Origin of the sequence: Microbacterium sp. Root280D1, from assembly GCF_001428975.1 — a bacterium.
GTDB lineage: Bacteria > Actinomycetota > Actinomycetes > Actinomycetales > Microbacteriaceae > Microbacterium.
This window is the reverse complement of the sequence record NZ_LMJK01000003.1, coordinates 1-25,594: the sequence shown is the minus strand read 5'-3', so window position 1 is coordinate 25,594 and position 25,594 is coordinate 1. Positions and strand designations below refer to the sequence as shown.

The 25,594-nt window shown below is 69.4% G+C and carries 22 protein-coding genes, 1 rRNA gene and 1 pseudogene; 10 read left to right on the top strand and 14 right to left on the bottom strand.

Going from position 1 to position 25,594, the window contains the following annotated elements; genetic code table 11:
* The first annotated feature begins 27 nt into the window (after positions 1-27).
* The 4 genes from ASE34_RS12530 to ASE34_RS12515 all read left to right on the top strand — a co-directional run bounded on the left by ASE34_RS12530 (position 28) and on the right by ASE34_RS12515 (position 3,890).
* On the top strand, positions 28-786 hold the full coding sequence (locus ASE34_RS12530) for an alpha/beta fold hydrolase (RefSeq protein WP_056279158.1): 759 nt from the start codon (positions 28-30) through the stop codon (positions 784-786).
* Positions 783-1,943, top strand: a complete 1,161-nt coding sequence (locus tag ASE34_RS12525) for an acyl-CoA dehydrogenase family protein (RefSeq protein ID WP_053097792.1) — start codon at positions 783-785, stop codon at positions 1,941-1,943. Before ASE34_RS12530 ends, ASE34_RS12525 begins: the two co-directional genes overlap by 4 nt.
* A gap of 88 nt (positions 1,944-2,031) precedes the next feature.
* Complete coding sequence (locus tag ASE34_RS12520) at positions 2,032-2,499, top strand: Lrp/AsnC family transcriptional regulator (protein WP_053097793.1); 468 nt, start codon at positions 2,032-2,034, stop codon at positions 2,497-2,499.
* Positions 2,496-3,890: an aspartate aminotransferase family protein gene (locus ASE34_RS12515; protein ID WP_056279156.1), complete on the top strand. Its 1,395-nt coding sequence runs from the start codon at positions 2,496-2,498 to the stop codon at positions 3,888-3,890. Before ASE34_RS12520 ends, ASE34_RS12515 begins: the two co-directional genes overlap by 4 nt.
* Before the next feature lies 1 nt (position 3,891).
* Here the strand turns inward: ASE34_RS12515 and ASE34_RS12510 are convergent, their stop codons facing one another.
* The gene (locus tag ASE34_RS12510) at positions 3,892-5,355 is read right to left on the bottom strand and encodes a PucR family transcriptional regulator (protein WP_230100901.1); all 1,464 of its coding nucleotides are present in this window, start codon (positions 5,353-5,355) and stop codon (positions 3,892-3,894) included.
* 174 nt (positions 5,356-5,529) lie between these two features.
* Here ASE34_RS12510 and ASE34_RS12505 point away from each other — a divergent pair, with 174 nt between their 5' ends.
* Both ASE34_RS12505 and ASE34_RS12500 read left to right on the top strand, forming a co-directional pair.
* A complete protein-coding gene (locus ASE34_RS12505) occupies positions 5,530-7,014 on the top strand; it encodes a CoA-acylating methylmalonate-semialdehyde dehydrogenase (RefSeq protein WP_056279153.1) in 1,485 nt (494 codons plus the stop codon).
* 36 nt (positions 7,015-7,050) lie between these two features.
* On the top strand, positions 7,051-8,439 hold the full coding sequence (locus ASE34_RS12500) for an aspartate aminotransferase family protein (RefSeq protein WP_056279151.1): 1,389 nt from the start codon (positions 7,051-7,053) through the stop codon (positions 8,437-8,439).
* 34 nt (positions 8,440-8,473) lie between these two features.
* On the opposite strand, the gene ASE34_RS12495 is transcribed toward ASE34_RS12500, so the two are convergent.
* Genes ASE34_RS12495 through ASE34_RS12475 form a run of 5 tightly spaced genes read right to left on the bottom strand, consistent with a single transcriptional unit; the run spans position 8,474 to position 13,509 of the window.
* Entirely contained in the window at positions 8,474-9,202 is a 729-nt protein-coding gene (locus tag ASE34_RS12495; RefSeq protein WP_053097799.1) for a FadR/GntR family transcriptional regulator, read from the bottom strand.
* A gap of 33 nt (positions 9,203-9,235) precedes the next feature.
* The gene (locus ASE34_RS12490) at positions 9,236-10,015 is read right to left on the bottom strand and encodes a 3-oxoacyl-ACP reductase (protein WP_053097800.1); all 780 of its coding nucleotides are present in this window, start codon (positions 10,013-10,015) and stop codon (positions 9,236-9,238) included.
* A gap of 47 nt (positions 10,016-10,062) precedes the next feature.
* Positions 10,063-11,424 (bottom strand): aldehyde dehydrogenase family protein, encoded by a 1,362-nt coding sequence (locus ASE34_RS12485; protein ID WP_056279149.1) that lies wholly within the window; start codon positions 11,422-11,424, stop codon positions 10,063-10,065.
* Positions 11,421-12,173, bottom strand: a complete 753-nt coding sequence (locus ASE34_RS12480; RefSeq protein WP_056279147.1) for a gamma-glutamyl-gamma-aminobutyrate hydrolase family protein — start codon at positions 12,171-12,173, stop codon at positions 11,421-11,423. Before ASE34_RS12480 ends, ASE34_RS12485 begins: the two co-directional genes overlap by 4 nt.
* The gene (locus tag ASE34_RS12475; protein WP_056279145.1) at positions 12,154-13,509 is read right to left on the bottom strand and encodes a glutamine synthetase family protein; all 1,356 of its coding nucleotides are present in this window, start codon (positions 13,507-13,509) and stop codon (positions 12,154-12,156) included. The genes ASE34_RS12480 and ASE34_RS12475 overlap by 20 nt, the downstream gene beginning before the upstream one ends.
* A gap of 156 nt (positions 13,510-13,665) precedes the next feature.
* Between ASE34_RS12475 and ASE34_RS12470 the strand changes: the two genes are divergently transcribed.
* Positions 13,666-15,213, top strand: coding sequence for an amino acid permease (locus ASE34_RS12470; RefSeq protein ID WP_053097808.1), 1,548 nt, complete (start codon positions 13,666-13,668; stop codon positions 15,211-15,213).
* Positions 15,214-15,235: 22 nt separating this feature from the next.
* Here ASE34_RS12470 and ASE34_RS12465 read toward each other — a convergent pair whose 3' ends face one another.
* Genes ASE34_RS12465 through ASE34_RS12455 form a run of 3 tightly spaced genes read right to left on the bottom strand, consistent with a single transcriptional unit; the run spans position 15,236 to position 16,229 of the window.
* Positions 15,236-15,508 carry a metal-sensitive transcriptional regulator gene (locus ASE34_RS12465; protein ID WP_053097810.1) on the bottom strand — a complete coding sequence of 91 codons (273 nt, stop codon included), beginning with the start codon at positions 15,506-15,508 and terminating at the stop codon, positions 15,236-15,238.
* A gap of 29 nt (positions 15,509-15,537) precedes the next feature.
* On the bottom strand, positions 15,538-15,951 hold the full coding sequence (locus ASE34_RS12460; RefSeq protein ID WP_056279143.1) for a type II toxin-antitoxin system VapC family toxin: 414 nt from the start codon (positions 15,949-15,951) through the stop codon (positions 15,538-15,540).
* Positions 15,948-16,229, bottom strand: coding sequence for a type II toxin-antitoxin system prevent-host-death family antitoxin (locus ASE34_RS12455; protein ID WP_053099257.1), 282 nt, complete (start codon positions 16,227-16,229; stop codon positions 15,948-15,950). Before ASE34_RS12455 ends, ASE34_RS12460 begins: the two co-directional genes overlap by 4 nt.
* Before the next feature lie 127 nt (positions 16,230-16,356).
* Between ASE34_RS12455 and ASE34_RS12450 the strand changes: the two genes are divergently transcribed.
* Together ASE34_RS12450 and cls are read left to right on the top strand one after the other, a co-directional pair.
* A complete protein-coding gene (locus tag ASE34_RS12450; RefSeq protein ID WP_056279141.1) occupies positions 16,357-17,634 on the top strand; it encodes a DUF445 domain-containing protein in 1,278 nt (425 codons plus the stop codon).
* A 141-nt stretch (positions 17,635-17,775) separates the two neighbouring features.
* Positions 17,776-19,234, top strand: a pseudogene (cls, locus tag ASE34_RS12445) (cardiolipin synthase).
* A gap of 22 nt (positions 19,235-19,256) precedes the next feature.
* Here the strand turns inward: cls and ASE34_RS12440 are convergent.
* Genes ASE34_RS12440 through hutH form a run of 4 tightly spaced genes read right to left on the bottom strand, consistent with a single transcriptional unit; the run spans position 19,257 to position 24,570 of the window.
* Positions 19,257-20,162: an arginase family protein gene (locus ASE34_RS12440; protein WP_053097818.1), complete on the bottom strand. Its 906-nt coding sequence runs from the start codon at positions 20,160-20,162 to the stop codon at positions 19,257-19,259.
* Positions 20,143-21,360 carry an imidazolonepropionase gene (gene hutI / locus ASE34_RS12435; protein WP_056279140.1) on the bottom strand — a complete coding sequence of 406 codons (1,218 nt, stop codon included), beginning with the start codon at positions 21,358-21,360 and terminating at the stop codon, positions 20,143-20,145. Before hutI ends, ASE34_RS12440 begins: the two co-directional genes overlap by 20 nt.
* Entirely contained in the window at positions 21,357-23,036 is a 1,680-nt protein-coding gene (gene hutU / locus ASE34_RS12430; protein ID WP_056279137.1) for a urocanate hydratase, read from the bottom strand. The genes hutI and hutU overlap by 4 nt, the downstream gene beginning before the upstream one ends.
* Positions 23,029-24,570, bottom strand: coding sequence for a histidine ammonia-lyase (gene hutH, locus ASE34_RS12425; protein ID WP_056279135.1), 1,542 nt, complete (start codon positions 24,568-24,570; stop codon positions 23,029-23,031). Before hutH ends, hutU begins: the two co-directional genes overlap by 8 nt.
* 73 nt (positions 24,571-24,643) lie before the next feature.
* Between hutH and ASE34_RS12420 the strand changes: the two genes are divergently transcribed.
* Positions 24,644-25,399, top strand: a complete 756-nt coding sequence (locus ASE34_RS12420) for an IclR family transcriptional regulator (protein WP_056279134.1) — start codon at positions 24,644-24,646, stop codon at positions 25,397-25,399.
* A gap of 104 nt (positions 25,400-25,503) precedes the next feature.
* Here the strand turns inward: ASE34_RS12420 and rrf are convergent.
* Positions 25,504-25,594, bottom strand: a 5S ribosomal RNA gene (gene rrf, locus ASE34_RS12415); the annotation flags it as partial.

Below are 25,594 nucleotides of genomic sequence, written 5' to 3'. Positions count from 1 at the left end.
GCCGCGAGCCGGTCGTAGGCTTGCTGCATGCTCGCACCGCTCACGCTGCCCCGCATCTCCTGGGGCGACCCGGCATCCGATCGTCGCGTTCTCCTCGTGCACGGGCTCGGCTCGTCCGCGGCTCTCATGTGGCGCGTCGGCTCCGACCTCGCCGACGCCGGATGGCATGCGACCGCCGTCGATCTGCGTGGCCACGGCGACGCCCCGCGCGCCCTCGACTACTCGGTCGCCGCCTACGCGGCAGACCTCGCCACCACGACGCCCGACGGAGGGGGACCCTGGGATGCCGTCGTCGGCCACTCGCTCGGCGGGGCCTCCAGCACGGCGGCGGCGGCATCCGCTCCCGAGTGGACGCGCCGACTCGTGCTGCTCGATCCGGCGATCCTCGTCGGCGGCCGGGATGCCGCGATCGTCCGCAGGAGCCAGGAGCGCGCCTTCGCCGACAACAGGGTGGAGCTGGTGCGGCAGGAGCATCCGCACTGGCACCCGCAGGACTGGGAGCTGAAGGTCGACGCGGTGCACCGCGCGAGCGCCTGGGCGGTCGAGCAGACGAGTGCGCAGAACACTCCGTGGGACGTCACTGCGGATGCCGCCCGGCTGACCGTTCCCACCCATGTGATCGCCTCGGATCCCGCGGTCTACAGCATCTTCACCGGCGAGGTCGCGGCCGGCGTCCTCGCCTCCAACCCCCTCGTCACGATGTCGGTCGTCGAGGGCGCCGGGCACTCGCTGCACCGCGACAAGCCCGAAGAGACCGTCCGACAGCTGAGAGAGGCACTCGCGTGAGCACCTTCGATCCGACCGCGTACCTTCCCGACGACCTTCTCGAGCGCATCCGCGAGCGGGCCCCGATCCACGACCGCGAGAACACGTTCCCCGAGCAGGACCTCGATGAGCTCCGCGACGCGGGATATCTGTCGATCCTCGTGCCCGCCGAACGCGGGGGCGCGGGGCTCGGCCTCGCCGAGGCGGCGATCCTGCAGCAGCGTCTCGCGACCGCCGCTCCCGCCACGGCGCTCGCGATCAACATGCACCTGGTGTGGACCGGCGTCGCGAAGGTCTTCTCCGACCGCGGCGTGCCGGGTCTCGAGTTCGTGCAGGACGGCGCGGTCGCGGGCGAGGTCTTCGCCTTCGGAATCAGCGAGGGCGGCAACGACCTGGTGCTGTTCGGCAGCGACACCGAGGCCGCGCCTACCGCCGACGGAGGCTACGCGTTCACCGGCACCAAGATCTTCACCTCGCTCGCGCCCGTATGGACGAGGCTCGGGCTGCACGGCCTCGACACGACGAGCGCCGACGCTCCGAAGCTGGTCTTCGCCTTCGTCGACCGCACCGACGCGGTCGTCACGGGCGACGACTGGGACACCCTCGGCATGCGGGGCACCCAGAGCCGCACGACGCGTCTCGACGGAGCCGTGGCGGATGCCGCGCACGTGGTGCGTCGCATCGATCCGGGCCCGAACCCCGACCCCATCGTCTTCGGGATCTTCTCCGTCTTCGAGATCCTGCTCGCCTCCGTCTACACGGGCATCGCACGCCGTGCCCTCGACCTGGCGGTGCTCACCGCGCAGATGCGCCGTTCGAAGAAGACGGGTGCGACGTACAGCCAGGATCCCGACATCCGCTGGCGCATCGCCGACATGGGCCTCGCGTACGACGCGCTCCCGCCGCAGATCGCGGTGCTCGCCCGCGATGTCGATGAGAGGGTCGACAACGGCGCTCGGTGGTTCACGCTGCTGTCGGGCGTCAAGCACCGGGCGATCACGATGTCGAAGCACGTCGTCGATCAGGCGATGCTCGTCGCCGGCGGCGGCTCGTACTTCTCGTCGAACGAGCTGTCGCGTCTCTACCGGGACGTCCTCGCGGGCGCATTCCATCCCTCCGATCCCGAATCGGCGCACTCCACCGCGGCGAGCGCCTGGCTCGGACCCCTCGAGGCATAAGCGCGATATTCTGCGGTTTCACCCCTGAGACTCTGCCGATTCTGCGGAATCAGTTGAAGACCGGCCGCTGCGGTGCGAGGATCGCATCATGGCGTCCTCGAAGAAGCACCCCCCACTGGACGATGTCGCGAAGACGATCATCGAACTGCTGCAGGAGGACGGGCGACGCTCGTACTCCGACATCGGGCGAGAGGTGGGGCTCAGCGAAGCCGCCGTCCGCCAGCGCGTGCAGCGGCTCACCGAGTCCGGCGTGATGCAGATCGTCGCAGTGACCGATCCGATGCAGCTCGGCTTCCCCCGGCAGGCCATGATCGGCGTCCGCGTCTCGGGCGACACGAGGGTCGTGGCCGAGGCCATCGCCGAGATCGCCGCCATCGACTACGTCGTCATCACCGTGGGCTCGTTCGACATCCTCGCCGAGGTCGTCTGCGAGGACGACGAGGACCTCCTCGCCCTCATCAACGATCACATCCGCCCGATCGACGGGGTCCTGTCGACCGAGACCTTCATCTACGCCAAGCTGCAGAAGCAGCTCTACAACTGGGGGACCAGATGAGCACGCAACGCCCGACACCGTCCGAGCCCGAACTCCAGGCCATGGCCAAGGACCACCTGTGGATGCACTTCACACGGCAGTCCACGATGGAGAAGAGCGGCGTCCCGATCATCGTCAAGGGCGACGGTCACCGCATCTGGGACTCGAAGGGCAAGGAGTACTTCGACGGCCTCGCCGGACTCTTCGTCGTCAACGCCGGCCACGGCCGCCGTCGGCTCGCCGAGGCCGCGGCGAAGCAGGCTTCCGAGCTGTCGTTCTTCCCGCTGTGGTCGTATGCGCACCCGGCGGCCATCGAGCTCGCCGATCGACTCGCGGCCGAGGCGCCCGGCGACCTGAACCGCGTGTTCTTCTCGACGGGCGGCGGCGAGGCGGTCGAGACCGCGTTCAAGCTCGCGAAGCACTACTGGAAGCTGATGGGCAAGCCCACCAAGCACAAGGTCATCTCGCGATCGGTCGCCTATCACGGCACCCCTCAGGGCGCACTGGCCATCACCGGCATCCCGGCGATGAAGTCCATGTTCGAGCCCGTCACCCCGGGTGGGTTCCGCGTGCCGAACACCAACTTCTACCGCGCGGCCGAGATGGGCGGCCCGAGCGACGACCTCGAGGCCTTCGGCCGCTGGGCCGCCGACCGCATCGAGGAGATGATCCTGTTCGAGGGCGCCGACACGGTCGCCGCGGTCTTCCTCGAGCCGGTGCAGAACTCGGGCGGATGCTTCCCGCCTCCTCCCGGATACTTCGCCAGGGTGCGCGAGATCTGCGACCGCCACGACGTGCTGCTCGTGTCGGACGAGGTCATCTGCGCGTTCGGTCGCCTGGGCCACACCTTCGCGTGCACGGGCCTCGGCTACGTGCCCGACATGATCACGTGCGCCAAGGGCATGACGAGCGGCTATTCGCCCATCGGCGCGACCGTCATCAGCGACCGGATCTACGAGCCGTTCTCGAAGGGCGACGTGTCGTTCCCGCACGGCTACACGTTCGGCGGGCATCCGGTCTCGGCGGCCGTGGCCCTCGAGAACCTCGCGATCTTCGACGAGGAGGGGCTCAACGAGCACGTGCGCGAGAACTCGCCCCTGTTCCGCGCCGAGCTCGAGAAGCTCCTCGACATCCCGATCGTGGGCGATGTGCGCGGAGACGGCTACTTCTTCGGCATCGAGCTCGTGAAGGACAAGGCGACGCGGGAGACCTTCGACGACGACGAGTCCGAGCGGCTGCTGCGCGGCTTCCTCTCCCCCGCCCTGTTCGAGGCCGGGCTCTACTGCCGTGCCGACGACCGCGGCGATCCCGTGATCCAGCTCGCACCGCCGCTGACGGTGGGCCCCGCGGAGTTCCGTCAGATCGAGCAGATCCTGCGGAGCGTGCTCACCGACGCCCAGTCGGTGCTCTGACTCAGTCGGTCACCACGGTGCGCCGCCTCGCGAGGAGCGCGAGGTGGAGCGCCGCGATCGTCTCGCCGTCGTCGAGGTCGGCACCGAGCAGATCGCCGATCAGCGTGAGGCGCTGATAGAACACCGACCGCGACAGGTGACTCGCGGCGGCCGCCGCCGAGCGGTTGCCCGGGTGTGCGACGAGAGCCGCGAGCACTGCGAGCAGGTCGCCGCGACGCTCGCGGTCGTGACGGATCAGCGGCGCCAGCATCCGCTCACTGTGCTCGTGCAGCCGGTGATCGTCGCGCAGGGTGGCGACGAGCCTCTCGAGCGGGCGATCGTCGACCCGCCGCACTCTGGCCCCCGCCTCGGCGCGGTCGCTGTCGGCGAGGTCGCGCGCGGCGCGCAGCGAGCCGAGCAGTCCGACGACGTCATCGGCGACCGGGCCGACGAACACCGCGCGGTCGGGACCGGCGATGCGCAGCACGACCTCGTCGGACAGCACTGCGGATGCCGGAAGCGAGAGCAGAGCGACGTCGTCGCCCTCGACCCTGGCCGCCATGACGGCGAACCCCGCCTGCCGTGCGCGATACGCGAGCTCGCTGATCGACGCCGACCCTCGGGCGACGATCCCGTGGCACTGCCGGTCGGCGAGGGCGAAACCGCCGGCACGCAGCCGCGCGTCGATGTCGTCGGCCCTCGCGAAGCGCGCCCCCAGCAGGTCATCGATCACCGTGCGCTGCGCGAGCAGCGACCATTCGGTGTCGCCGCCGTCGGCGATGCAGCCGAACGCGAGGGCCGTCGCCCCCTGTTCGAGCACCGTGACCCGCCCGGCGGGGTGAGCCGGTCCCGGCTGGGCGAGCAGCGTGCCCCAGCGCACTCCCCGCGCCTGCACCGGCACCCGCTCGGCGTCGCCACGCGAGCTCAGGACGTCGGCGATCGGAGAGTCGAGCCCCTCGGCCGCGATCACCTCACCCGCGAGGTTCTCCAGGATCACCGGTGCGCGCAGCGCCCGCGCGGTCTCGGACACCACGACATCGGCCGGCGCGCCCTGCAGGCTCAGCGCGGTGAAGAGCTCGTGCAGGTGCTGCCGCTCGTGCAGCGCGTGCGTCTGCGCGGCGATGAGTGCGTGATGCACCGCCTCGGTCACCGCGACGAACTTGACCTCTCGGGTCAACGCGATGAGCGCCAGTCCGGCCGTCGCACACAGGTCGACCAGCGGCTGGGGAACCGCCTCCCGGGCTGTGCCGAGCTCGAGCACGATGCCGGCGATGCCCGCGCGGTGCAGGCTGGTCGCGAAGTCCCGCAGCTGCTCGACGTCGCTCGGCCACCCGGCGCCCGTGGTCAGCAGCAGTTCGCCGCCGTCGAGAAGCCGCGCGACGTCCGGGCTGTCGGAGACATGCACCCACCGCACGGCGACATCGAGAGCGGCGCCGCCCACGAGCACCGACGGGCCGCCCTGCTGCACGGCGGGCTCGGAGAGCACGTCGGAGACGCTGAGAAACGTACTGCCGTCCGGACGTTCTGTCCGACCCAGCTCGAAGTCGCTACGTTCTGACACCTGTTCGCCCTCTCGTGCTCTGTGATTATGGGAGAGAACCCAGCGTATCGCTGCTCGGTCAGAGTGTTCGATACCGATCACGCAGCACGAAGGAGCCCCGTGGACATCGTCCGTCACCTCATCAATGGAGCAGAGACCGCCGACGCGGCGCGCACGGGACAGGTCTTCGACCCGGCCACCGGTCAGGTGTCGAAGCAGGTCGCCTTCGCGTCGACCGCCGAGGTCGACCAGGCCATCGCCGCCGCGGCATCCGCTCTGCCCGCCTGGCGCGAGACGAGCCTCATCAAGCGCGCCGACGTCTTCTTCCGCCTGCGTCAGCTGCTCAAGGAGCGCACGCCCGAGCTCGCGGCGATCGTCACCTCGGAGCACGGCAAGGTGCTCTCGGACGCCGCCGGCGAGGTCTCGCGCGGCATCGAGAACGTCGAGTTCGCCGCCGGCCTCGTGCACCTGCTCAAGGGAGAGCGCAGCGAGCAGGTCTCGCGCGGCGTCGACGTGCACTCGGTCAAGCAGCCCGTCGGGGTCGTCGCGGCGATCACGCCGTTCAACTTCCCCGTCATGGTGCCGCTGTGGATGGTCGCTTCGGCGATCGCCTGCGGCAACACGGTCGTGCTCAAGCCGAGCGAGAAGGACCCGTCGGCGGCCATCTGGATCGCGAAGCTCTTCCAGGAGGCAGGACTGCCCGACGGCGTGCTCAATGTCGTGAACGGCGACAAGGAGGCCGTCGACGCGCTGCTCGAGTCGCCGCGGGTGAACGCGATCAGCTTCGTCGGATCGACCCCGATCGCCCGGTCCATCTACCAGCGGGCGGCGAACGCGGGCAAGCGCGTGCAGGCTCTGGGCGGCGCGAAGAACCACATGGTCGTGATGCCGGATGCCGACATCGACGCCGCGGCCGACGCCGCGGTCTCGGCCGCATACGGCTCGGCCGGCGAGCGCTGCATGGCCGTCTCGGTGCTGGTCGCGGTGGGAGACATCGCCGACGACCTCGTCGCAGCGATCGCCTCGCGCATCGACGGACTCACGATCGGCGCGGGCACGGACGCCGCGAGCGAGATGGGCCCGCTCATCACCCGCGAGCACCGCGACCGCGTCGCCTCCTACGTGACCGGCGCCACCGCGGAGGGTGCGACCGTCGTGGTCGACGGCACGACGAAGGAGTTCGACTCCGACGGCTTCTTCATCGGGGTCAGCCTCATCGATCGGGTCGCTCCCGGCATGAAGGTGTACGACGACGAGATCTTCGGCCCGGTGCTCTCGGTCGTGCGCGTCGAGACCTATGCCGAGGCCGTCGAGCTCGTCAACGCGAACGCGTACGGCAACGGCACCGCGATCTTCACCCGCGACGGCGGCACCGCCCGTCAGTACGAGTTCGACATCGAGGTCGGCATGGTCGGCGTCAACGTGCCGATCCCCGTGCCGATCGGCGCCTACTCGTTCGGCGGCTGGAAGGACTCGCTCTTCGGCGACTCGCACATCTACGGACCCGAGTCGGTGCACTTCTACACTCGGTCGAAGGTGGTCACGACGCGCTGGCCCGACCACACTCCCTCGCAGATCGACCTGGGCTTCCCGAGCAACCACTGAGCCCCCGAGCAGACACTGAGAACCGAGACACGAGACATGACGAACTTCATCGATCGCCACGGCGCATCGCATCCGCTCCCCGCCCCCGAGGCCGAGGCGCAGGTGCGGGCGGACGACCGCGGCCACGTCTTCCACTCCTGGAGCGCCCAGGGACTCATCGATCCGCTGCCCGTCGCCGCGGGTGAGGGCTCGACGTTCTGGGACTACGCCGGCAACGCCTACCTCGACTTCTCGAGCCAGCTGGTGAACCTCAACCTGGGGCACCAGCATCCCGACCTCGTGGCCGCGATCCAGCAGCAGGCGGGTCGCCTCTCGACCATCCAGCCGGCGATGGCCAACGACGTGCGGGGCGAGCTCGCCCGACTCATCGTCGAGGTCGCGCCCGAGGGCTTCGAGAAGGTCTTCTTCACCAACGGCGGCGCCGAGGCCAACGAGTACGCCGTGCGCATGGCGCGCCAGTCGACGGGCCGCCACAAGGTGCTGTCGATGTACCGCAGCTATCACGGGTCGACCTCCACGGCGATCTCGCTGACGGGTGACCCTCGCCGGTGGGCGAACGGCACACCGGATTCCGGAGCCGTGCGCTTCTTCGGGCCCTACCTCTACCGCTCGCCGTTCCACGCCGAGACGCCGGAGCAGGAGTCGGAGCGCGCCCTCGCCCACCTCGAGCAGACCATCCAGCTCGAAGGACCCTCGACGATCGCGGCGATCATCATCGAGACCGTCGTCGGCACGAACGGCGTGCTCGTGCCGCCGCCCAGCTACCTGCAGGGCGTGCGCGAGCTGTGCGACCGCTACGGCATCGTCTACATCGCGGACGAGGTCATGGTCGGCTTCGGCCGCCTCGGCGAGTGGTTCGGCATCGACGCGTACGACGGGCGTCCCGACCTGATCACCTTCGCGAAAGGCGTGAACTCCGGGTACGTGCCGCTCGGCGGCGTCGTCATCTCCGCGCGCATCGCGAAGGCCTTCGACACCACGCCGTTCGCCGGAGGGCTCACGTACTCCGGGCATCCGCTCGCGTGCGCCGCGGGCGTCGCGACCTTCGAGGTGTTCCGCCGCGACGGCATCCTCGAGCGGGTGCGCGACCTCGGCGAGCGCATCGTCGAGCCGACCCTGCGCCGCTGGGTCGACACCCACCCGAGCGTCGGAGAGGTACGCGGCCGCGGGCTCTTCTGGGCCGTCGAGCTGGTGCGCGACAAGGAGACGCGCGAGCCGCTCGTGCCGTTCAACGCGAGCGGAGTGGATGCCGCGCCCGTCGCCGCCTTCGCCGCCGCCGCCAAGAAGGCGGGTGTCTGGCCGTTCACGCACTTCAACCGCATGCACGTGGCACCGCCGCTCGTGATCGGCGAGGACGATCTCGTGCGCGGTCTGGCCGTGCTCGACGAGGCTCTCGCCGTGGCCGACGAGGCAGCCACGAGCTGACAGTGCCGTGAGGCGCAGCCGCTGCTGCGCGGGTTCAGATCAGGAATCCGCGCAGCAGCGCTTCGGAACCGGCGAGGTGATCGCGCATCGCCGCCTCGGCGACGTCGGGCCGCCCGGCGAGGATCGCCGTCACGATCTGCTCATGCTGCTCACCCGAGTGCTGGATGTTGCGCGGCATCAGCGGGAACGTGTCGAGCCACGCATTGACGTCGGCCCGGTTCTCGGCGACCAGCGCGACGAGCGAGGGGATGCCGGCCGCCTCCGCGATCGCGAGGTGCAGCAGCGTGTCGAGACGCCGATACTCCTCGGGCCCGGCGGGCAGCGCGGCCTCATGTCGCGCCCACAGGTCGGCGCGGGTCGCGGCATCCAGCGCCCGGCTCGCCGCAGCCCGCACCGCTCCCGTCTCGAGCACCCGCCGCAGCCCCAGCACATCGTCGATCTCGTCCGCCGTGACCTCCCCGGCGTCCGAGGGCTGGGGCAGCGGATCGGCGATGAACGTGCCGCCGTACCGCCCCCGCTTGGGCACCAGGTATCCGGTGTCGGCGAGTTCGCGGATCGCCTCGCGCACGGTGTCGCGACTGACGCCGAACGAGGCGGCGAGCTCTCGTTCCGGCGGCAGCGACTCCCCCGGGGCGACGACGCCGAGGCGGATGGTCTGCACGAGGCGAGCCACCGCATCCTCGAGGGCGTTGCCTCGGCGAAGCGGCCGGTAGACCGCCCGGCGCACCTCGACGAGATCGCCGTCGGAAGGGTGCTCGCTCATGCTTTCACCTTGTCACAGTGACATGGTCCCGCTTCACAGCGGGGTGACGTAGGCGTTCGTGATGCCGCCGTCGACCACGAAGGCGCTGGCGGTGATGAACGATGAGTCGTCCGAGGCGAGGAAGGCCACAGCGGCGGCCAGCTCGGACGGCTCGGCGAAGCGCCCCATCGGCACGTGCACGAGTCGTCGCTGCGCGCGCTCGGGATCCTTGGCGAACAGCTCCTGCAGCAGCGGCGTGTTCACCGGCCCGGGGCACAGCGCGTTCACCCGCACGCCCTGTCGCGCGAACTGCACGCCGAGCTCGCGCGACATCGCCAGCACGCCGCCCTTCGACGCGGTGTAGCTGATCTGCGAGGTCGCCGACCCCAGCAGGGCGACGAACGACGCGGTGTTGATGATCGATCCGCGACCCGCCGGCACCATGTGGCGCAGTGCCGCACGGCTGCACAGGTACACGCTCTTCAGGTTCACGTCCTGCACGCGATCCCAGGCCGGCAGCTCGGTCGTCTCGATCGAGTCGTCGTCGGCGGGCGAGATGCCGGCGTTGTTGAAGGCGATGTCGATACGGCCGAACTCCGCGGCGACGCCGTCGAAGAGCGTGTTCACCATGGTCTCGTCGGCCACGTCGACGGGACGGAACGCACCGCCCACCTCGGCCGCCGCCTTCTCGCCCGTGGCGGGGTCGACGTCGGCGATGACGACGAACGCGCCTTCGGCCGCGAAGCGCTGAGCGGTGGCGAAGCCGATCCCGCTCGCCCCTCCGGTGATGATCGCGACGCGGTCCTTGAGGCGCTGGGTCAGATCGATGGTCATGTGTGCTCTCCGTTGCAGGTGGGGATGGTCGGGCCGGGTGTCGCTGGTCAGGATTCGTCTGTCGCGAAGAAGACGTTCTTGGTCTCGGTGAAGTGCTCTGCGGCGTCGGGACCGAGCTCGCGCCCGAGTCCGGATGCCTTCATGCCGCCGAACGGCGTCGCGTAGCGCACCGACGAGTGCGAGTTCACCGAGAGCACGCCGCTCTGCACGCCGCGCGAGACGCGCACGGCCCGTCCGAGGCTCTCGGTCCAGATCGACCCGGCGAGACCGTAGGCGGTGTCGTTCGCCAGGCGGATCGCATCGGCCTCGTCCTCGAACGGCATCACCGCGACGACCGGGCCGAACACCTCCTGCTGGGCGATCCGGTCGGACGGGTCGGCGAGCACCACGGCGGGCGCGAACCAGAATCCGTCGCCGCTCGGAGCGCTGCCGCGGAACGCGATGTTCGCGTCGTCGAGGAACCCCGACACGGTGTCGCGATGCGCGGCCGAGATGAGCGGCCCCATGTCGGTGTCGGCACTCGACGGGTCGCCCACACGCCACGCCCTGACCGCGGGTTCGAGCATCTCGAGGAACCGGTCGTACACCGATCGCTGCACGAGCAGCCGGCTGCGGGCGCAGCAGTCCTGGCCCGCGTTGTCGAACACCGAGCCGGGCACCGCGGCGACGGCCTTCTCGAGGTCGGCGTCGGCGAAGACGATGTTGGCGCTCTTGCCGCCGAGCTCGAGCGTCACGGGCTTGAGCGCGCGTGCGCATCCGGCGGCGACCTCGATGCCGACCTCGGTCGACCCGGTGAACACGACCTTGCGGACGTCGGGGTGCTCGACGAGACGCTGCCCCACCACGGATCCCGACCCGGTGACCACCTCGAACAGCCCTTCGGGAAGGCCCGCCTCGAGGGCGAGCTCGCCGAGTCGGATGGCTGTCAACGGCGTGAGTTCGGCGGGCTTCAGGACGACGGCGTTGCCTGCGGCGAGCGCCGGCGCGAACGCCCACGCGGCGATCGTCATCGGGAAGTTCCACGGCACGATCACCCCGACGACTCCGTACGGGTCGTGGAAGGTGACATCGAGCCCGCCCGCCACCGGGATCTGACGGCCCGACAGCCGCTCGGGGTCGGCCGAGTAGTAGTTGAGCACCTGAGCGACATGGCCCGCCTCCCAGCGGGCCGAGCCGATCGGATGCCCGGAGTTCCGCACCTCGAGCTGTGCGAGCTCCTCCGTGGCCGCCTCGACCGCACGAGCGAAGGACCGCAGCGCGTCAGCCCGCGCGACCGGGGCGAGCGCGGCCCATCGGCGCTGCGCTGCGACCGCGCGGGCGATCGCGGCATCCGTCTCTGCGATGTCGGCGCGCGCGACCTCGCGGATCGCGGCACCGGTCGACGGGTTGATGACTGTGAACGCGCTCATCGGGCGTCCTCCTTCCGCCCTGCGGCGAACGCACGGGCCTGTGAGACGAGATCGGTGAAGAGCCGCCGATCCTCGGCGTTCTCCTCGGGGTGCCATTGGACGCCGACGATGTGGCCGGCTGACGTGTCGACGAAGGCCTGCACGAGGCCGTCGTCCGAATGCGCGGCGGCGACGAGCCCCTCGCCGAGACGGTCGACCCCCTGGTGGTGGTAGCTGTGCACCCGCATCTCGGTCTCGCCGATGATGTCGGCGAGGGGTGTGTCGGTCGACACCGCGACGTCGTTCTCGGCGAAGACACCGCCGCCGATGCGGTACTTCTCGGTGCCGAGCGACTCGGGCAGGTGCTGCTGCAGGGTTCCGCCGCGGGCGACGTTGACGAGCTGCAGACCGCGGCAGATGGCGAGCACCGGGATGCCACGACGCTCGGCCGCCTGGAAGAGCGCGAGCTCCCACGCGTCGCGGTCGACCCTCGCGGGGTCGGTGAGCGGATGCCGGTCCTCGCCGTACAGCTCGGGCGCGACATCCGCCCCGCCGGAGAGCACGAGGCCGTGCATGCCCGAGATCGCCGCATCTGCAGCATCCGGATCCTGGGGCGGGAGAAGAAGGGCGATGCCGCCGGAGGAGGTCACGCTTGTGAGGTACTGCTCCGGCAGGAACGCGGCCCTGACATCCCACACCCCCTGCTGCGCGCGCTCGAGATAGGTCGTGACGCCGATCAGCGGCGCGGGGTCAGAGGCGCTCGAAGCCACGGATGCGCTCCCAGTCGGTGACGGCCGCGTCGTAGGCTTCCACCTCGATGCGGGCCTGGTTCAGATAGTGCTCGACCACGTCGTCGCCGAACGCCGCCCGCGCGATGGTCGATTCGCTGAACAGCTTCGCCGCCTCGCGCAGGGTGGTCGGCAGGTGGTCGACCGCATCCTCGTAGGCGTTGCCGGTGAAGCGCTCGGGCAGCGGCAGTTCGTTCTCGATGCCGTGCAGACCGCCCGCGATGATCGCCGAGATCGCGAGGTACGGGTTCACATCTCCGCCCGGCACCCGGTTCTCGACCCGCAGCCCCGATCCATGGCCGACTATCCGCAGAGCGCAGGTGCGGTTGTCGATGCCCCATGCCACACCGGTCGGCGCGAAGCTGCCCTTCGCGAAACGCTTGTACGAGTTGATGTTGGGCGCGAGCAGCAGGGTGAATTCGCGCAGAGTGGCGAGGATGCCGGCGATCCAGTGCTCCATCACGGGACTGAAGCCGTGCTCGCCGTCGCCTGCCATCACCGGGGCACCCGACTCGTCGCGCAGCGACAGGTGGATGTGGCAGCTGTTGCCCTCCCGCTCGTTGAACTTGGCCATGAACGTGAGCGCCTTGCCGTGCTGCTCGGCGATCTCCTTCGCGCCGTTCTTGTAGATCGCGTGCTGGTCGGCGGTCTCCCGCACCTCCGCATAGCGGAACGCGATCTCCTGCTGACCGAAGTTGCACTCGCCCTTCACGCCCTCGCAGTACAGGCCCGCGCCGTCCATGCTGTTGCGGATGTCACGCAGCAGCGGCTCCATGCGGGTCGAGGCGAGCAGGTTGTAGTCGACGTTGTAGTCGGTCGCGGGTGTCAGCCCGTCGTACTTGCGCGCCCAGGCGTCGCGGTAGGTGTTGTCGAAGACGATGAACTCGAGCTCGGTGCCCGAGTACGCGGTCCAGCCCCGCTCGGCGAGGCGGTCGCGCTGGCGATCGAGGATCGCCCGGGGCGAGGGCCCGACGGGTTCGCCGTTCTGCCACACGAGATCGGACATGACCAGCGCGGTGCCCTCGAGCCACGGGATGTTGCGCAGGGTCTCGACGTCGGGCTTCAGCACCATGTCTCCGTAGCCGCGGTCCCACCCCGACATCGCATAGCCGTCGACGGTGTTCATGTCGACGTCGACCGACAGCAGGTAGTCGCAGGCCTCGGCCCCGTGAGCCAGGATGTCCTCCTGGAACAGCCGCGCCGACACGCGTTTGCCGACCAGTCGCCCCTGCGCATCCGCGAAGGCCACGATCACCGTGTCGATCTCACCGGCGGCGATGCCGGCATCCAGCTGTTCGATGCTCAGGTTGCCCGACATCTGACGCTCCGTTCTCGTGCGGTGAAGCGATCGGCCGACCGGCTTCGCCCTCAGAGTAGATCAACTCGTCGTCTAAAGGTAGACGAAACCACCATTGACTGTCACAATCATCCGCAAGGTGCACCCGGCGCCTGCACGCATGCGAACGGAGAGCGGATGTCCCAGCAGAGCAATGAATCCCGCAAGGTCGCCGGAGCGACCTATACACGTGCCGGGAGTGACTACTTCGAGAAACGGACGCTGAAGAGGTCGGCCGGCGTCTGGGGCCTGTGGGGTCTGGCGGTCGCCGCGGTGATCTCGGGCGACTTCTCCGGCTGGAACTTCGGCATCGACTTCGCGGGTTTCGGCGGGATGCTGATCGCGTTCGCCATCCTCGTGGCGATGTACTACGGCATGATCTTCGCGATCGGCGAGATGGCGGCCGCGATGCCGCATACCGGCGGCGCGTACTCCTTCGCCCGCTCGGCCATGGGTCCGTGGGGCGGTCTCGTCACCGGAGCCGCCGAGACCATCGAGTACGTCGCGACCACGGCGGTGATCGTCTACTTCTCGGCGTCGTATGCCAACGGCATCACGAGCGAGCTGCTCGGCCTCGAACTGCCGGGCTGGGTCTGGTACCTCATCCTCTACGTCGTCTTCATCGCCCTGAACTCCGCGGGCGCCGCCATCTCGTTCCGCTTCGCGATCGTCGTCTCCGTGATCTCCATCGGCATCATCCTGGTGTTCTCCGCCATGGCGATCTTCTCCGGCGCGTTCTCGTGGGATGCCCTGTGGGACATCGTCCCCGACGAGGGCCAGACCGCGTTCCTTCCGCACGGCGTCCTGCCGATCCTGTTCGCGCTGCCGTTCGCGATGTGGTTCTTCCTCGGCATCGAGGAGCTCCCGCTCGCGGCCGAGGAGTCGCACAACCCGACCCGCGACATCCCGAAGGCAGGATTCTGGGCCCGCGGCACCCTGATCGTCACCGGACTCCTGGTGCTGTTCCTGAACACCGGCGTGATCGGCGCCGAGGCCACCGGCACCGCCGGTGAGCCGCTGCTCGACGGCTTCCGCGCGATCGTCGGCGACCAGCTCGCCGCCGTGCTCGCGCTGTTCGCCCTCATCGGCCTGCTCGCGTCGCTGCAGGGAATCATGTTCGCCTACGGACGCAACATGTACTCACTGTCCCGCGCCGGCTACTACCCCCGCTTCCTCTCGCTCACCGGAAAGCGGCAGACCCCGTGGGTCGCGCTCACTGTCGGCGCGGCGGTCGGCTTCGTCGCGCTGATCGTGCTCGACGTGCTCACGGCCGTCGACTCGGAGGGTGCCGGAACGGTCGCCGGCGCGATCGTGCTGAACATCGCCGTCTGGGGAGCCGTCGTCGCCTATGGGCTGCAGCTCGTGTCGTTCATCATCCTGCGCAAGAAGTTCCCGAACGTCGACCGTCCGTACGTCAGCCCGTGGGGCATCCCCGGCGCGGTGATCGCCCTGGTGATCGCGGCACTGATCTTCGTGGGCTTCCTGCTCAACCCGACGTTCGGCCCGGCGATCATCGCGATCGCGATCGTCTACGCGATCATCCTGCTCGGATTCGGCCTGTTCTTCCGACACCGCCTCGTGCTCTCGCCCGAAGAGGAGTACGCGCTGTCAGGCGGTTCGCACGGCGACCCGCAGGCCGAGGGCTACGACGCCATGGAGGGCGAGGTGTTCGGCGGCGGACGCTGACGCGGAGCGGAGGAGCGCGGCGCTACTTGCGGTCGAAGTCGAACGCCTTGAGCAGCTCGTCGACGGCCTTGTCGCGCTCCTCCCCGCCCTCGTCGAACATGTGCGTCACGTGCGTGCGCAGATGGTTCTCGAGCAGCAGGCGGTTGAGGGACTCGAGCGAGCGCTGGATCGCGCGGGACTGCGTGATGATGTCCATGCAGTACTCCTCGCTCTCGATCATCCGCGCGACTCCGCGCATCTGACCCTCGAGGATGCTGGTGCGGTGCAGCGCACGCTTCTTGATGTCTTCGATCACGATTCGAGGGTACTCGGATCCTGCCTCGGTCAGCCCGAGAACGGGTTGAGGACAGCGAGTCCCGGGATGTCGAAGTCTCTCTCGTTGCGGGTGACCAGCGTCAGTCCGTGGTGCAGCGCGGTGGCCGCGATGAGCGAGTCGCCGAGCGGACGCCGGTTCGGCACTTGGATGGCTGCGGTGATCTGAGCGATCGCCTGCGTCACCTCGAGAGCGGGGTGCACCAGTCCGCTTCTGACCGAATCCAGCCACCGTTCCAGAGACGCGGCGGCGACGGCATCCCGTCGCCGCGCCAGGAGGACGCCGCGCTCGAGTTCGAGCCCGGTGATCACGCTGATGTGAATGGACTCCCGAGCCGTCGCGCCGAACCACCGCGCCACGCCGAGGTCGGGCCTGGGCCGACGGATCTCCGAGATCACGTTCGTGTCGACCAGGAACGGTGTCACAGGTCGATCTCTCGTCCGAAGTCACGCGATCTGTCGGCGGCGATCTCGTCCATGATCTGACCGAAGACGTCATCGGGATCCGCCCCCTCAGGGAGGGGCCGGACGACGTCCAGGAAGGATCGCGTGTCCTCCGTCAGAGCGGCGGGCCGGAGGCGTTCGTACTCTCCGATGCTCAGCAGTACGTAGGCGGGCTCGCCACGTCTCGTGATCATCACGGGCTGCCCGTCGGCGACGCGCTGAGCGCGCGCGACGGACTGGTTGAACTCTCGAGCGGTCATGGTGAACACGATGGACCCCGTTTCGAACTGTAGTGAGAGTACTACACAGCGTGGACTCGGTGAAGGGCGAACGGACCGGACGCTGCAAGCCGACCTCAGCGAGGACTCCCCGTGAAAGGATGACGTCATGCCGCGAACCCCGATGGCGCTCCTGTCGCCCGCAGACCAGGTACGACTTCGCGCTCTTCGCCGCATGAAGGCGGTGGCTCTCGGAGCGCTGATCTTCATGGCGGTCGTGTTCGTGATCGCGTTCGCCTTCCAGGAGCGACAGCCGTGGTTGGCCTACGTCCGCGCCGCCGCTGAAGGTGGCATGGTGGGTGCTCTCGCCGACTGGTTCGCCGTGACCGCGCTCTTCCGTCGGCCGCTGGGGCTGCCCATTCCGCACACCGCGATCATCCCGAACCGCAAAGACGAGATCGGCCGCACGCTGGGCGAGTTCGTCGAGACGAACTTCCTCGAGGCGAGCGTCGTGCGCACCAAGCTCGCGAGCACGGCGATCGCGAAGCGCGCCGGTGAATGGCTGCGTGAGCCCGCCCACGCCGACCGCGTGGCGGCCGAGGGGGCGACGATCGCGACCGCCGTCCTGAACGCTCTCAGCGACGACGACGTGCGCGACCTCATCACCGACCTCGCCCGCGAGCACCTCGTCTCTCCCGAGTGGGGACCGCCCGCCGGCGCCTGGCTCGAGAAGATCGTCGAGGCCGATGCGCATCACGGGGCGGTCGACCTCGCCGCCGACAGCATCGCCCGCTGGCTGGATGCGAACGCCGAGTCGTTCTCGGGACTCATCTCGCGCAGGCTCCCGGGATGGGTGCCGAAGCTCGCCCACCGATTCGTCGACGACACCGCCTACAACGAGGCGGTCAAGTTCGTCCGCGCCGTGCAGGCCGACCCGAAGCATCCGGCACGCATCGCCGTCGACGGCTACCTCGCCCGCCTCGCCGACAGCCTGCAGAACGACCCCGCGACGAGGGCCAAGCTCGAGAACGCCAAGGCGTCGCTGTTCGACAGCCCCCGCGTGGGCGCCCTCGCCGCCGAGGCCTGGGACACGGCGAAGAACGGACTTCTCACCGCCCTCGCCGACCCCGACAGCGGTCTGCGTGTGCGGGCAGCACAGGCTCTGCAGGAGATCGGCGACAGGCTCACGACGGATGCCGCGCTGCAGCACCGCGTCGACACGTGGGTGTCGGATGCCGCGGTGTTCCTCGTCGACCGCTACCGCCACGACATCGCGTCGATCATCACCGACACCGTCGAGCGGTGGGACCCGGTCGAGACGACCGAGAAGATCGAGCTCATGGTCGGCCGCGACCTGCAGTACATCCGTCTGAACGGCACGTTCGTCGGCGCGCTCGCGGGCCTGGCGATCTTCACGATCGCGCACCTGCTGATCCCCGGGGTCTGAGCACTGAGCAGGGTTGACGGCATCGCACCCTCCGGGTGAGGGCCTGTGGAGGGGCGGCCGCGCCACTGCTAGCGTGCACTTCAATCGCGCAGGTCGCACGGGAACCCCTCTGGCATGCCGGCATCCCTCGAAGGAGGAGTCATGGACTCGCTGCTCTCCGCGAACCTGGTCTGGTCGGTGCTCGCGATCGCGGCGTTCTGCATCAACGTGCTCGCGCTGATCTACATCCCGCGCGATCGCAAGCCCACCGCGGCGATGGCCTGGCTGCTGCTCGTGTTCCTGCTTCCTTTCATCGGCATCGCGCTCTACCTGCTGATCGGAGACTTCCGGCTGCCGAAGAAGCGCCGTGACGAGCAGCAGCGCATCACGGCGATGATCGCCGAGCGCGCCCTCGACCTTCCGGATGCCGAGGCTCCGCGGTGGCTGCAGCGTGTCGCGCAGCAGAATCACGCCCTCACCGGCCTGCCGATGGTCGGTGCCTCGTCGGCGCAACTGATCGACGACTACCAGGCATCGATCGACGCGATGGTCGCAGCCATCGACTCCGCCGAGCGATACGTGCACGTGGAGTTCTACATCGCGGCGCGCGACGAGACGACCCGGGGCTTCTTCGACGCGATGGAGAGGGCCGTCGCCCGCGGGGTGACGGTGCGCCTGCTGGCCGACTACATCGCCTCGCGCAAGATCCCGAAGTCGGAGGAGACCTTCGCGGAGCTCGACCGGGTCGGCGTGACGTGGGCATGGATGCTGCCGGTTCGCCCGCTCAAGGGCGAGTACCAGCGCCCCGATCTGCGCAACCACCGCAAACTCGTCGTCGTCGACGGCCGCGTCGGCTTCGTCGGCTCGCAGAATCTCATCTCCCGCGACTACAACTCCGAGAAGAACATCAGACGCGGCCTCATGTGGCAGGAGCTGGTGTCCCGCGTCGACGGACCGGTCGTCGCCCAGGTCGATGCGGTGTTCCTGTCGGACTGGCTCATCGAGACCGGCGAGGATCTGTCCGCGGTCGAACGCGTACCGGCCACCGCGGTTCCCGCACCTCCACCCGCCGATCTGCACTGCCAGATGGTGCCGAGCGGGCCGGCATACGGCACCGAGAACAACCTGCGGATGTTCCTCTCGCTCATCCACGGCGCGACCGAGAAGGTCATCCTGACGAGCCCGTACTTCGCGCCCGACGAGGCGATGATCTATGCCATCACCACGGCATGCCAGCGCGGACTCGACGTGCAGCTGTTCGTATCGGAGCTCGGCGACCAGGCGATGGTCTATCACGCACAGCGGTCGTACTACGAGACGCTGCTGCGAGCCGGAGTGCGCATCTTCCTCTACCCCCCCGTACATCCTGCACGCCAAGCACTTCTCGATCGACGACGACATCGCCGTGATCGGCTCGAGCAACATGGACATCCGCTCCTTCAGCCTCAACTCCGAGATGTCGCTGCTGGTGCGGGGCGGGTCCTTCGTCGCGCAGATGCGCCAGGTCGAGCAGAAGTACCGCGCCGCCGGGCGGGAGCTGACACTCGACGAATGGCTGCGCGAGCCTGCGAAGTCGACCTTCCTCGACGGCCTGTTCCGGCTGACGTCGGCGCTGAACTGAGTGGCGCTCTCCCGACGCCGTGTCAGCGGGACGCGAGCGCCGCGAGCATCTCGAGCACGCACAGAGCAGCGAGCCTCACCGTGCGCAGGTCGTCGGTGTCAGCGGTCGCATCGACCTCGGCGATGTCGGCGCTGACCACACGCGGGTCGCCGACGATCGCGCGCACGAGGTGGCGCAGCTCCCACGCGGCGAAGCCGCCGGGAACGGATGCCGGGCAGCCCGGCGCCGCGGAACGGTCGGCCGCGTCGACGTCGACGTCGAGGTGGATGCGGGCGGCGGCACCCGCTCCGGCGATGCGCGTCGCCTCCGCGACGACGTCCTCGATGCCCCGGCGGCGAACCTCGTCGAGGGTGATCACGCGGATTCCCCACCCGGCAGCACGCGCCGCGTAGGCGGCGGAGTTCGCGAAGTCCGCGATGCCGATCTGGACGATCCTCGTCGGGTCGATCCTCTCGCCGTCGGGCGCGTCTTCGATCAGCCGACGGACGGGCGATCCGTTCGAGATGCCGTCACGCAGATCGAAGTGCGCGTCGATGGTGATGAGTCCGGTGGCCCCGGCACCGCGCGCGACCGGATAGGTCAGGGCGTTGTCGCCCCCGAGTGCGATGACGAGACGGGTGGCGTCAGCGAGCTCGCGCACGCGCCGGACGGTGGTCGCGATGCCGTCCTCGCCGTCCGGCTCGTCGACGTCCCCGGCATCGAGCACGCGGAGTGCCGCCCCGAGATCGACCACGGGCGGCCCCATGAGCGTCGCGCTGTACCGGGTGAGCGCCTCGCGGATCGCGGCGGGCGTCGCGTGTGCTCCGGTCGGTGACAGCGAGGTGCGCCAGGTCGGCACACCGAGCAGCACGGCATCCGCGTCATCCCCTGTCTCGAACCCGGGCCAGGAGCCCGCGCGCGGCCAGAGCTCATCGTGCGACAGTGCCATGATTCGTCCCCTCTGCCGTTCCGGATGCTGCGAAGACCCCGACGCCGTCCTTCCACACCCGCTCGACGAGCGGGACTCCGGGTCGGTAGGCGAGATGGATGCGGGTCGGCGCCGACAGCAGCACGAGGTCCGCCCGCGCGCCCGGCGTGATCACGCCGACATCGTCGCGGCGCAGCGCCAGAGCGCCCCCGGCGGTCGCCGCCCACACCGCCTCGGCGGGGGTCAGGCCCATGTCGCGCACCGCGAGCGCGATGCAGAACGGCATCGACGACGTGAAGCTCGATCCCGGATTCGTGTCGCAGGCGATCGCCACGGTCACGCCCGCGTCGATGAGTCGTCGCGCGTCGGGATACGGCTGGCGCGTCGAGAACTCCACCCCGGGGAGCAGCGTGAGCACCGTGTCGGATGCTGCCAGCGCCTCGATGTCGGAGTCGGTCAGGTAGGTGCCGTGGTCGACGGATGCCGCGCCGAGGTCGACGGCGAGGCGTACTCCCTCACCCGGGCCGAGCTGACTCGCGTGCACTCGGGGAACGAGCCCCTGTGCGATGCCCGCCTCGAGCACCCTTCGCGACTGCTCGACCGAGAACGCACCCGTCTCACAGAACACGTCGATCCACTTCGCATGCGGAGCGCACGCGTCGAGCATCGGCCCTGTCACCAGGTCGACGTACTCGTCCGCGCGGTCGGCGTACTCCACCGGCACCACGTGCGCTCCGAGGAAGGTGACCTCGGGCGTGACTTCCGCCGCGAGGCGCACCAGGCGCTCCTCGTCCCGCACGCTCAGGCCATAGCCGCTCTTGATCTCGACCGTCGTGGTGCCCTGGGCGAGCATCTCGTCGACGAATCCCCGCAGACGCGCGCGCAGCTCGTCGTCGCTCGCCGCTCGTGTCGCGGCCACGGTCGAGCGGATGCCGCCGGCGGCGTATCGCTGCCCCGCCATCCGGGCCTCGAACTCCGCAGCGCGGTCGCCTCCGAAGACCAGGTGGCTGTGGCTGTCGACGAAACCGGGGATGACGGCGCGACCCGCCGCGTCGATGACGACGTCGGCCTCCGGCGCATCCGCGGCGGATCCGACCCATGCGATCCGCTCGCCGTCGATGAGCACGGCCGCGTCGACGAGCGTGCCGAAGCGGTCGCCGTCGGGCGAGGCGACGTTGGTCGTCAGCTCGGCGATGTTCGTGATCAGCGAGGCGCTCACAGCATCGGCACCTTGAGTCCGCGTTCACGGGCGATGTCCCGAGCGTGCTCGTATCCGGCGTCGACATGGCGCATGACACCCGTGCCCGGATCGTTGGTGAGCACGCGTTCGAGCTTCTCGGCGGCGAGCGCCGATCCGTCGGCGACGGTCACCTGCCCTGCATGGATCGAGCGCCCGATGCCGACTCCGCCGCCATGGTGCAGCGACACCCACGATGCACCGGATGCCGTGTTGAGCAGCGCGTTCAGCAGGGGCCAGTCGGCGATCGCATCCGAGCCGTCCTTCATGGCCTCGGTCTCGCGATACGGCGACGCCACGGAGCCGGAGTCGAGGTGGTCGCGGCCGATCACGATCGGCGCGGCCAGCTCCCCCGAGGCCACCATCTCGTTGAACCTGAGGCCGGCGAGGTGGCGCTCCTTGTATCCGAGCCAGCAGATGCGCGCGGGCAGTCCCTCGAAGTGCACCTTCTCGCCGGCCTTCTCGAGCCAGCGGTGGAGAGCCTTGTCTTCGGGGAACAGCTCGGCGATCGCACGGTCGGTCTTGTAGATGTCCTCGGGGTCGCCCGAGAGCGCCGCCCAGCGGAAGGGTCCGCGACCCTCTTCGAACTGCGGGCGGATGTACGCCGGCACGAAGCCCGGGAACTCGAAGGCGCGATCGAATCCGCCGAGCTGCGCCTCGGCCCGGATCGAGTTGCCGTAGTCGAAGACCGCGGCCCCGGCATCCTGGAACGCGACCATCGCCGCGACATGCTGAGCCATCGACTCGCGCGAGCGGCGGGTGAACTCCTCCGCATCCCGCTCGGCCTCGGACTTCCAGTCGGCGACGGCCATGCCGACCGGCAGGTAGGCGAGCGGGTCGTGCGCGCTGGTCTGATCGGTGACGATGTCGATCGGCACCCCGCGACGCAGCAGCTCGGGGAAGACCTCGGCCGCGTTGCCGACCACGCCCACCGAGAGCGCTTCGCCCGCATCCTTCGCCGCGACGACCCGCGCGATCGCCGCATCGAGATCGGTGGTGTACTCGTCGAGGTAGCCGTGCTGCACACGACGGGCGAGACGCGATTCGTCGACGTCGACGATCAGCACGGCGCCGTCGTTGAGCGTCACCGCGAGCGGCTGCGCGCCGCCCATGCCACCCGCACCGCCGGTCAGCGTCAGCGTTCCCTTGAGCGAGTCCTTGCCCAGCGAGCGGGCGACCGCGGAGAACGTCTCGTACGTGCCCTGCAGAATGCCCTGGGTGCCGATGTAGATCCACGACCCCGCGGTCATCTGGCCGTACATGATCAGACCGAGCTCTTCGAGCTTGCGGAACTCGGGCCAGTTGGCCCAGTCGCCCACGAGGTTCGAGTTGGCGATGAGCACGCGCGGCGCCCACTCGTGCGTGCGGAAGACGCCGACCGGCTTGCCCGACTGCACGAGCAGCGTCTCGTCCGGCTCGAGCTCATCGAGCGTGCGGACGATCGCGTCGTACGCCTCCCAGCTGCGCGCCGCCTTGCCCGTGCCCCCGTAGACGACGAGGTCTTCGGGGTGCTCAGCGACCTCGGCGTCGAGGTTGTTCATCAGCATCCGCTTCGCCGCCTCCGCACCCCAGCTCTTGGCGGTGCGCTGGTTGCCACGGGCGGCGCGAACCGTGCGCGGCCCGGTGGTCGGAGTCGTATCCGTCGTGATGTCAGTCATTCGCGTGCTCCTTTGCGATGCGGGCGATGGCGCCGGACTGCACGAGTGCGGTCACGGCCTCCATGTCGGGTGAGAGGAATCGGTCGGGTCCGGGGCCCGCGGCGACCGTGCGCACCAGGTCGCGCACCGCTCCCGTCGCGGGGCCGGCCTGCAGCGGAGCGCGCAGATCCAGCGCACGGGCACCGGTGAGCACCTCGATCGCGATGACACGGCCGAGGCCGTCGATCGCGCGGCGCAGCTTGCGAGCAGCAGCCCACCCCATCGAGACGTGGTCCTCCTGCATCGCCGAGGACGGGATGGAATCGACGGATGCCGGAACGGCGAACCGCTTGAGCTCCGAGACGATTCCGGCCGCCGCGTACTGCGCGATCATCAGCCCCGAGTCGACACCGACCTCGTCGGCGAGGAAGGGCGGCAGCCCGTGGTTGCGTGCCGGATCGAGCGCCCGGTCCGTGCGCCGCTCGGAGATGGAGGCCACGTCGGCGACCGAGATGGCCAGGAAGTCCAGCACCGCTGCGACCGGTGCACCGTGGAAGTTGCCGTTCGACTCGATGCGCCCATCGACCGTGATCACCGGGTTGTCGATGACGCTGGCGAGCTCGCGCTCGGCGATGGTCGATGCGTAGCCCATCGTGTCGCGCGCGGTGCCGTGGACCTGCGGCGAACAACGCAGGGAGTATGCGTCCTGCACGCGCCCGTCCTCCGGTCCCTTGTGGCTGTGCACGATCGGCGAATCGTGCAGGAAGGCCCGCAGGTTCGCCGCCGACTCGGCCTGGCCGGACTGCGGTCGCAGCGCCATGAGGTCGGCCGCGAAGACGGCATCCGTGCCCAGCTGCGACTCGACCGACATCGCCGCCGCCATGTCGGCCGTCACGAGCAGCGTCTCGAGGTCGTGCAGCGCCAGCACGAGCATGCCGAGCATGCCGTCAGTGCCGTTGATGAGCGCGAGGCCCTCCTTCTCGACGAGAGTGAGGGGATGGATGCCGGCGGCGGCCAGCGCGTCGGATGCCGGGATGAGCGTGCCCTCGGCGTCGCGCACATCGCCCTCTCCCATCGCCGCGAGTGCGATGTGCGCGAGCGGGGCGAGGTCGCCGGAACACCCCAGCGATCCGTATTCACGCACCATCGGGGTGATGCCCGCGTTCAGCAGAGCAGCGTAAGTCTCGACCACGACGGGGCGAACACCCGTGCGGCCGGAGGAGAGCGTCTGAAGGCGCAGCAGCTGCAGGCCGCGGACGACCTCGCGTTCGACCTCGGCGCCGGTGCCGGCCGCGTGCGAGCGGATGAGGCTCGCCTGCAGCTGAAGGCGGCGGTCGGGGGCGATGAAGGTCGTCGCGAGCGCGCCGAAACCCGTCGAGACGCCGTAGTGCGGGTGCGGATCTGCCGCGAGTCCGTCGATCACGCGCCGCGTCTCGGCGACCCGGTCGAGAGCGGCGGAGCTGATCGTGACGCTCGCGCCATGGCGCGCCACCGCGACGACGTCGGCGGGGCTCAGGGGTGCATCGCCGACGAGGACGGCGGGAAGATCGGTCATGTCTCGATTCCACACCCGACGGGTCGCGCGTGGCAGGCGATCGTGACATCCTGTGTCTGTGATCCCAGACAACATGGAGGCCGCCGCGCAGGTGCCCGCCGCCCACAACACGCTGCGGATCCTGAGCTATCTGGCCGGACGCCCCTCGCCCGTCGCCGCCTCGGCGATCGCCCGAGAACTCGAGCTGCCCCGCTCGACCGTCTATCACCTGCTCACGACCCTCGCTGCGCACGGGTTCGTGCTGCACATGAAGGAAGACCGGCGCTGGGGCCTCGGCACCTCGGCATTCGAACTCGCCGGCGGATACGCGCGGCAGCAGCCGCTCGCGCGCATCGGGCGGCCTCTTGTGGCCGCCCTCTCAGATCGTCTCGGAGAGAGCACCCACCTGGCGGTGATGAGCGGCGGCGACGTGCTCTATATCGTCGAGGAGCGCGCTCCCCGACGGCAGGCTCTCGTGACGGATGTCGGCGTCCGCTTGCCTGCGCACCTCACCGCCTCGGGGCGGGCCATGCTGGCTGCGCTCCCCCGCGAGCAGGTGCGTGCGCTGTATCCGAGCGCGTCTGCGTTCCCCGACCGTACGGGACGCGGCCCCAGGAAGCCGAGTGAACTGCGCGAGCTGCTGCGCACCGTTCGTGAACGCGGCTATGCGACCGAGGACAGCGAGGTGGCAGACGGACTGCGCAGCGTCGGCGCCGTCGTCCGCGATCATGCGGGCTGGCCTGTGGCCGCGGTCGCTGTGACCTGGGCCGGCGGCGAGCTCGATGAGCGTATCCTTGCGGACGCCGTGATCGAGACGGCGTCCGTACTCGAGTCACGGCTCAAGCGCTGACGCTGCGCATTCTCTGCCGCGCCCGGTCAGTCGGCGACTGCTCTTGCGCACACGTTAACGCAGAAAAGCCACCCAACATTGGGTGGCTTTTCTGTGTAAAAGAAGTCCGGCGGTGTCCTACTCTCCCACAGGGTCCCCCCTGCAGTACCATCGGCGCTGTGAGGCTTAGCTTCCGGGTTCGGAATGTAAACCGGG

What these genes read in the sequence shown, in the direction of transcription:
- ASE34_RS12530 (WP_056279158.1), top strand. Translation starts at nt 28, where the DNA reads ATGCTCGCACCGCTCACGCTGCCCCGCATCTCCTGGGGCGACCCGGCA.
- ASE34_RS12520 (WP_053097793.1), top strand. Translation starts at nt 2,032, where the DNA reads ATGGCGTCCTCGAAGAAGCACCCCCCACTGGACGATGTCGCGAAGACG.
- ASE34_RS12515 (WP_056279156.1), top strand. Translation starts at nt 2,496, where the DNA reads ATGAGCACGCAACGCCCGACACCGTCCGAGCCCGAACTCCAGGCCATG.
- ASE34_RS12500 (WP_056279151.1), top strand. Translation starts at nt 7,051, where the DNA reads ATGACGAACTTCATCGATCGCCACGGCGCATCGCATCCGCTCCCCGCC.
- ASE34_RS12495 (WP_053097799.1), bottom strand. Translation starts at nt 9,202, where the DNA reads ATGAGCGAGCACCCTTCCGACGGCGATCTCGTCGAGGTGCGCCGGGCG.
- ASE34_RS12490 (WP_053097800.1), bottom strand. Translation starts at nt 10,015, where the DNA reads ATGACCATCGATCTGACCCAGCGCCTCAAGGACCGCGTCGCGATCATC.
- ASE34_RS12485 (WP_056279149.1), bottom strand. Translation starts at nt 11,424, where the DNA reads ATGAGCGCGTTCACAGTCATCAACCCGTCGACCGGTGCCGCGATCCGC.
- ASE34_RS12475 (WP_056279145.1), bottom strand. Translation starts at nt 13,509, where the DNA reads ATGTCGGGCAACCTGAGCATCGAACAGCTGGATGCCGGCATCGCCGCC.
- ASE34_RS12470 (WP_053097808.1), top strand. Translation starts at nt 13,666, where the DNA reads ATGTCCCAGCAGAGCAATGAATCCCGCAAGGTCGCCGGAGCGACCTAT.
- ASE34_RS12455 (WP_053099257.1), bottom strand. Translation starts at nt 16,229, where the DNA reads ATGACCGCTCGAGAGTTCAACCAGTCCGTCGCGCGCGCTCAGCGCGTC.
- ASE34_RS12450 (WP_056279141.1), top strand. Translation starts at nt 16,357, where the DNA reads ATGCCGCGAACCCCGATGGCGCTCCTGTCGCCCGCAGACCAGGTACGA.
- ASE34_RS12440 (WP_053097818.1), bottom strand. Translation starts at nt 20,162, where the DNA reads ATGGCACTGTCGCACGATGAGCTCTGGCCGCGCGCGGGCTCCTGGCCC.
- hutU (WP_056279137.1), bottom strand. Translation starts at nt 23,036, where the DNA reads ATGACTGACATCACGACGGATACGACTCCGACCACCGGGCCGCGCACG.
- hutH (WP_056279135.1), bottom strand. Translation starts at nt 24,570, where the DNA reads ATGACCGATCTTCCCGCCGTCCTCGTCGGCGATGCACCCCTGAGCCCC.
- ASE34_RS12420 (WP_056279134.1), top strand. Translation starts at nt 24,644, where the DNA reads ATGGAGGCCGCCGCGCAGGTGCCCGCCGCCCACAACACGCTGCGGATC.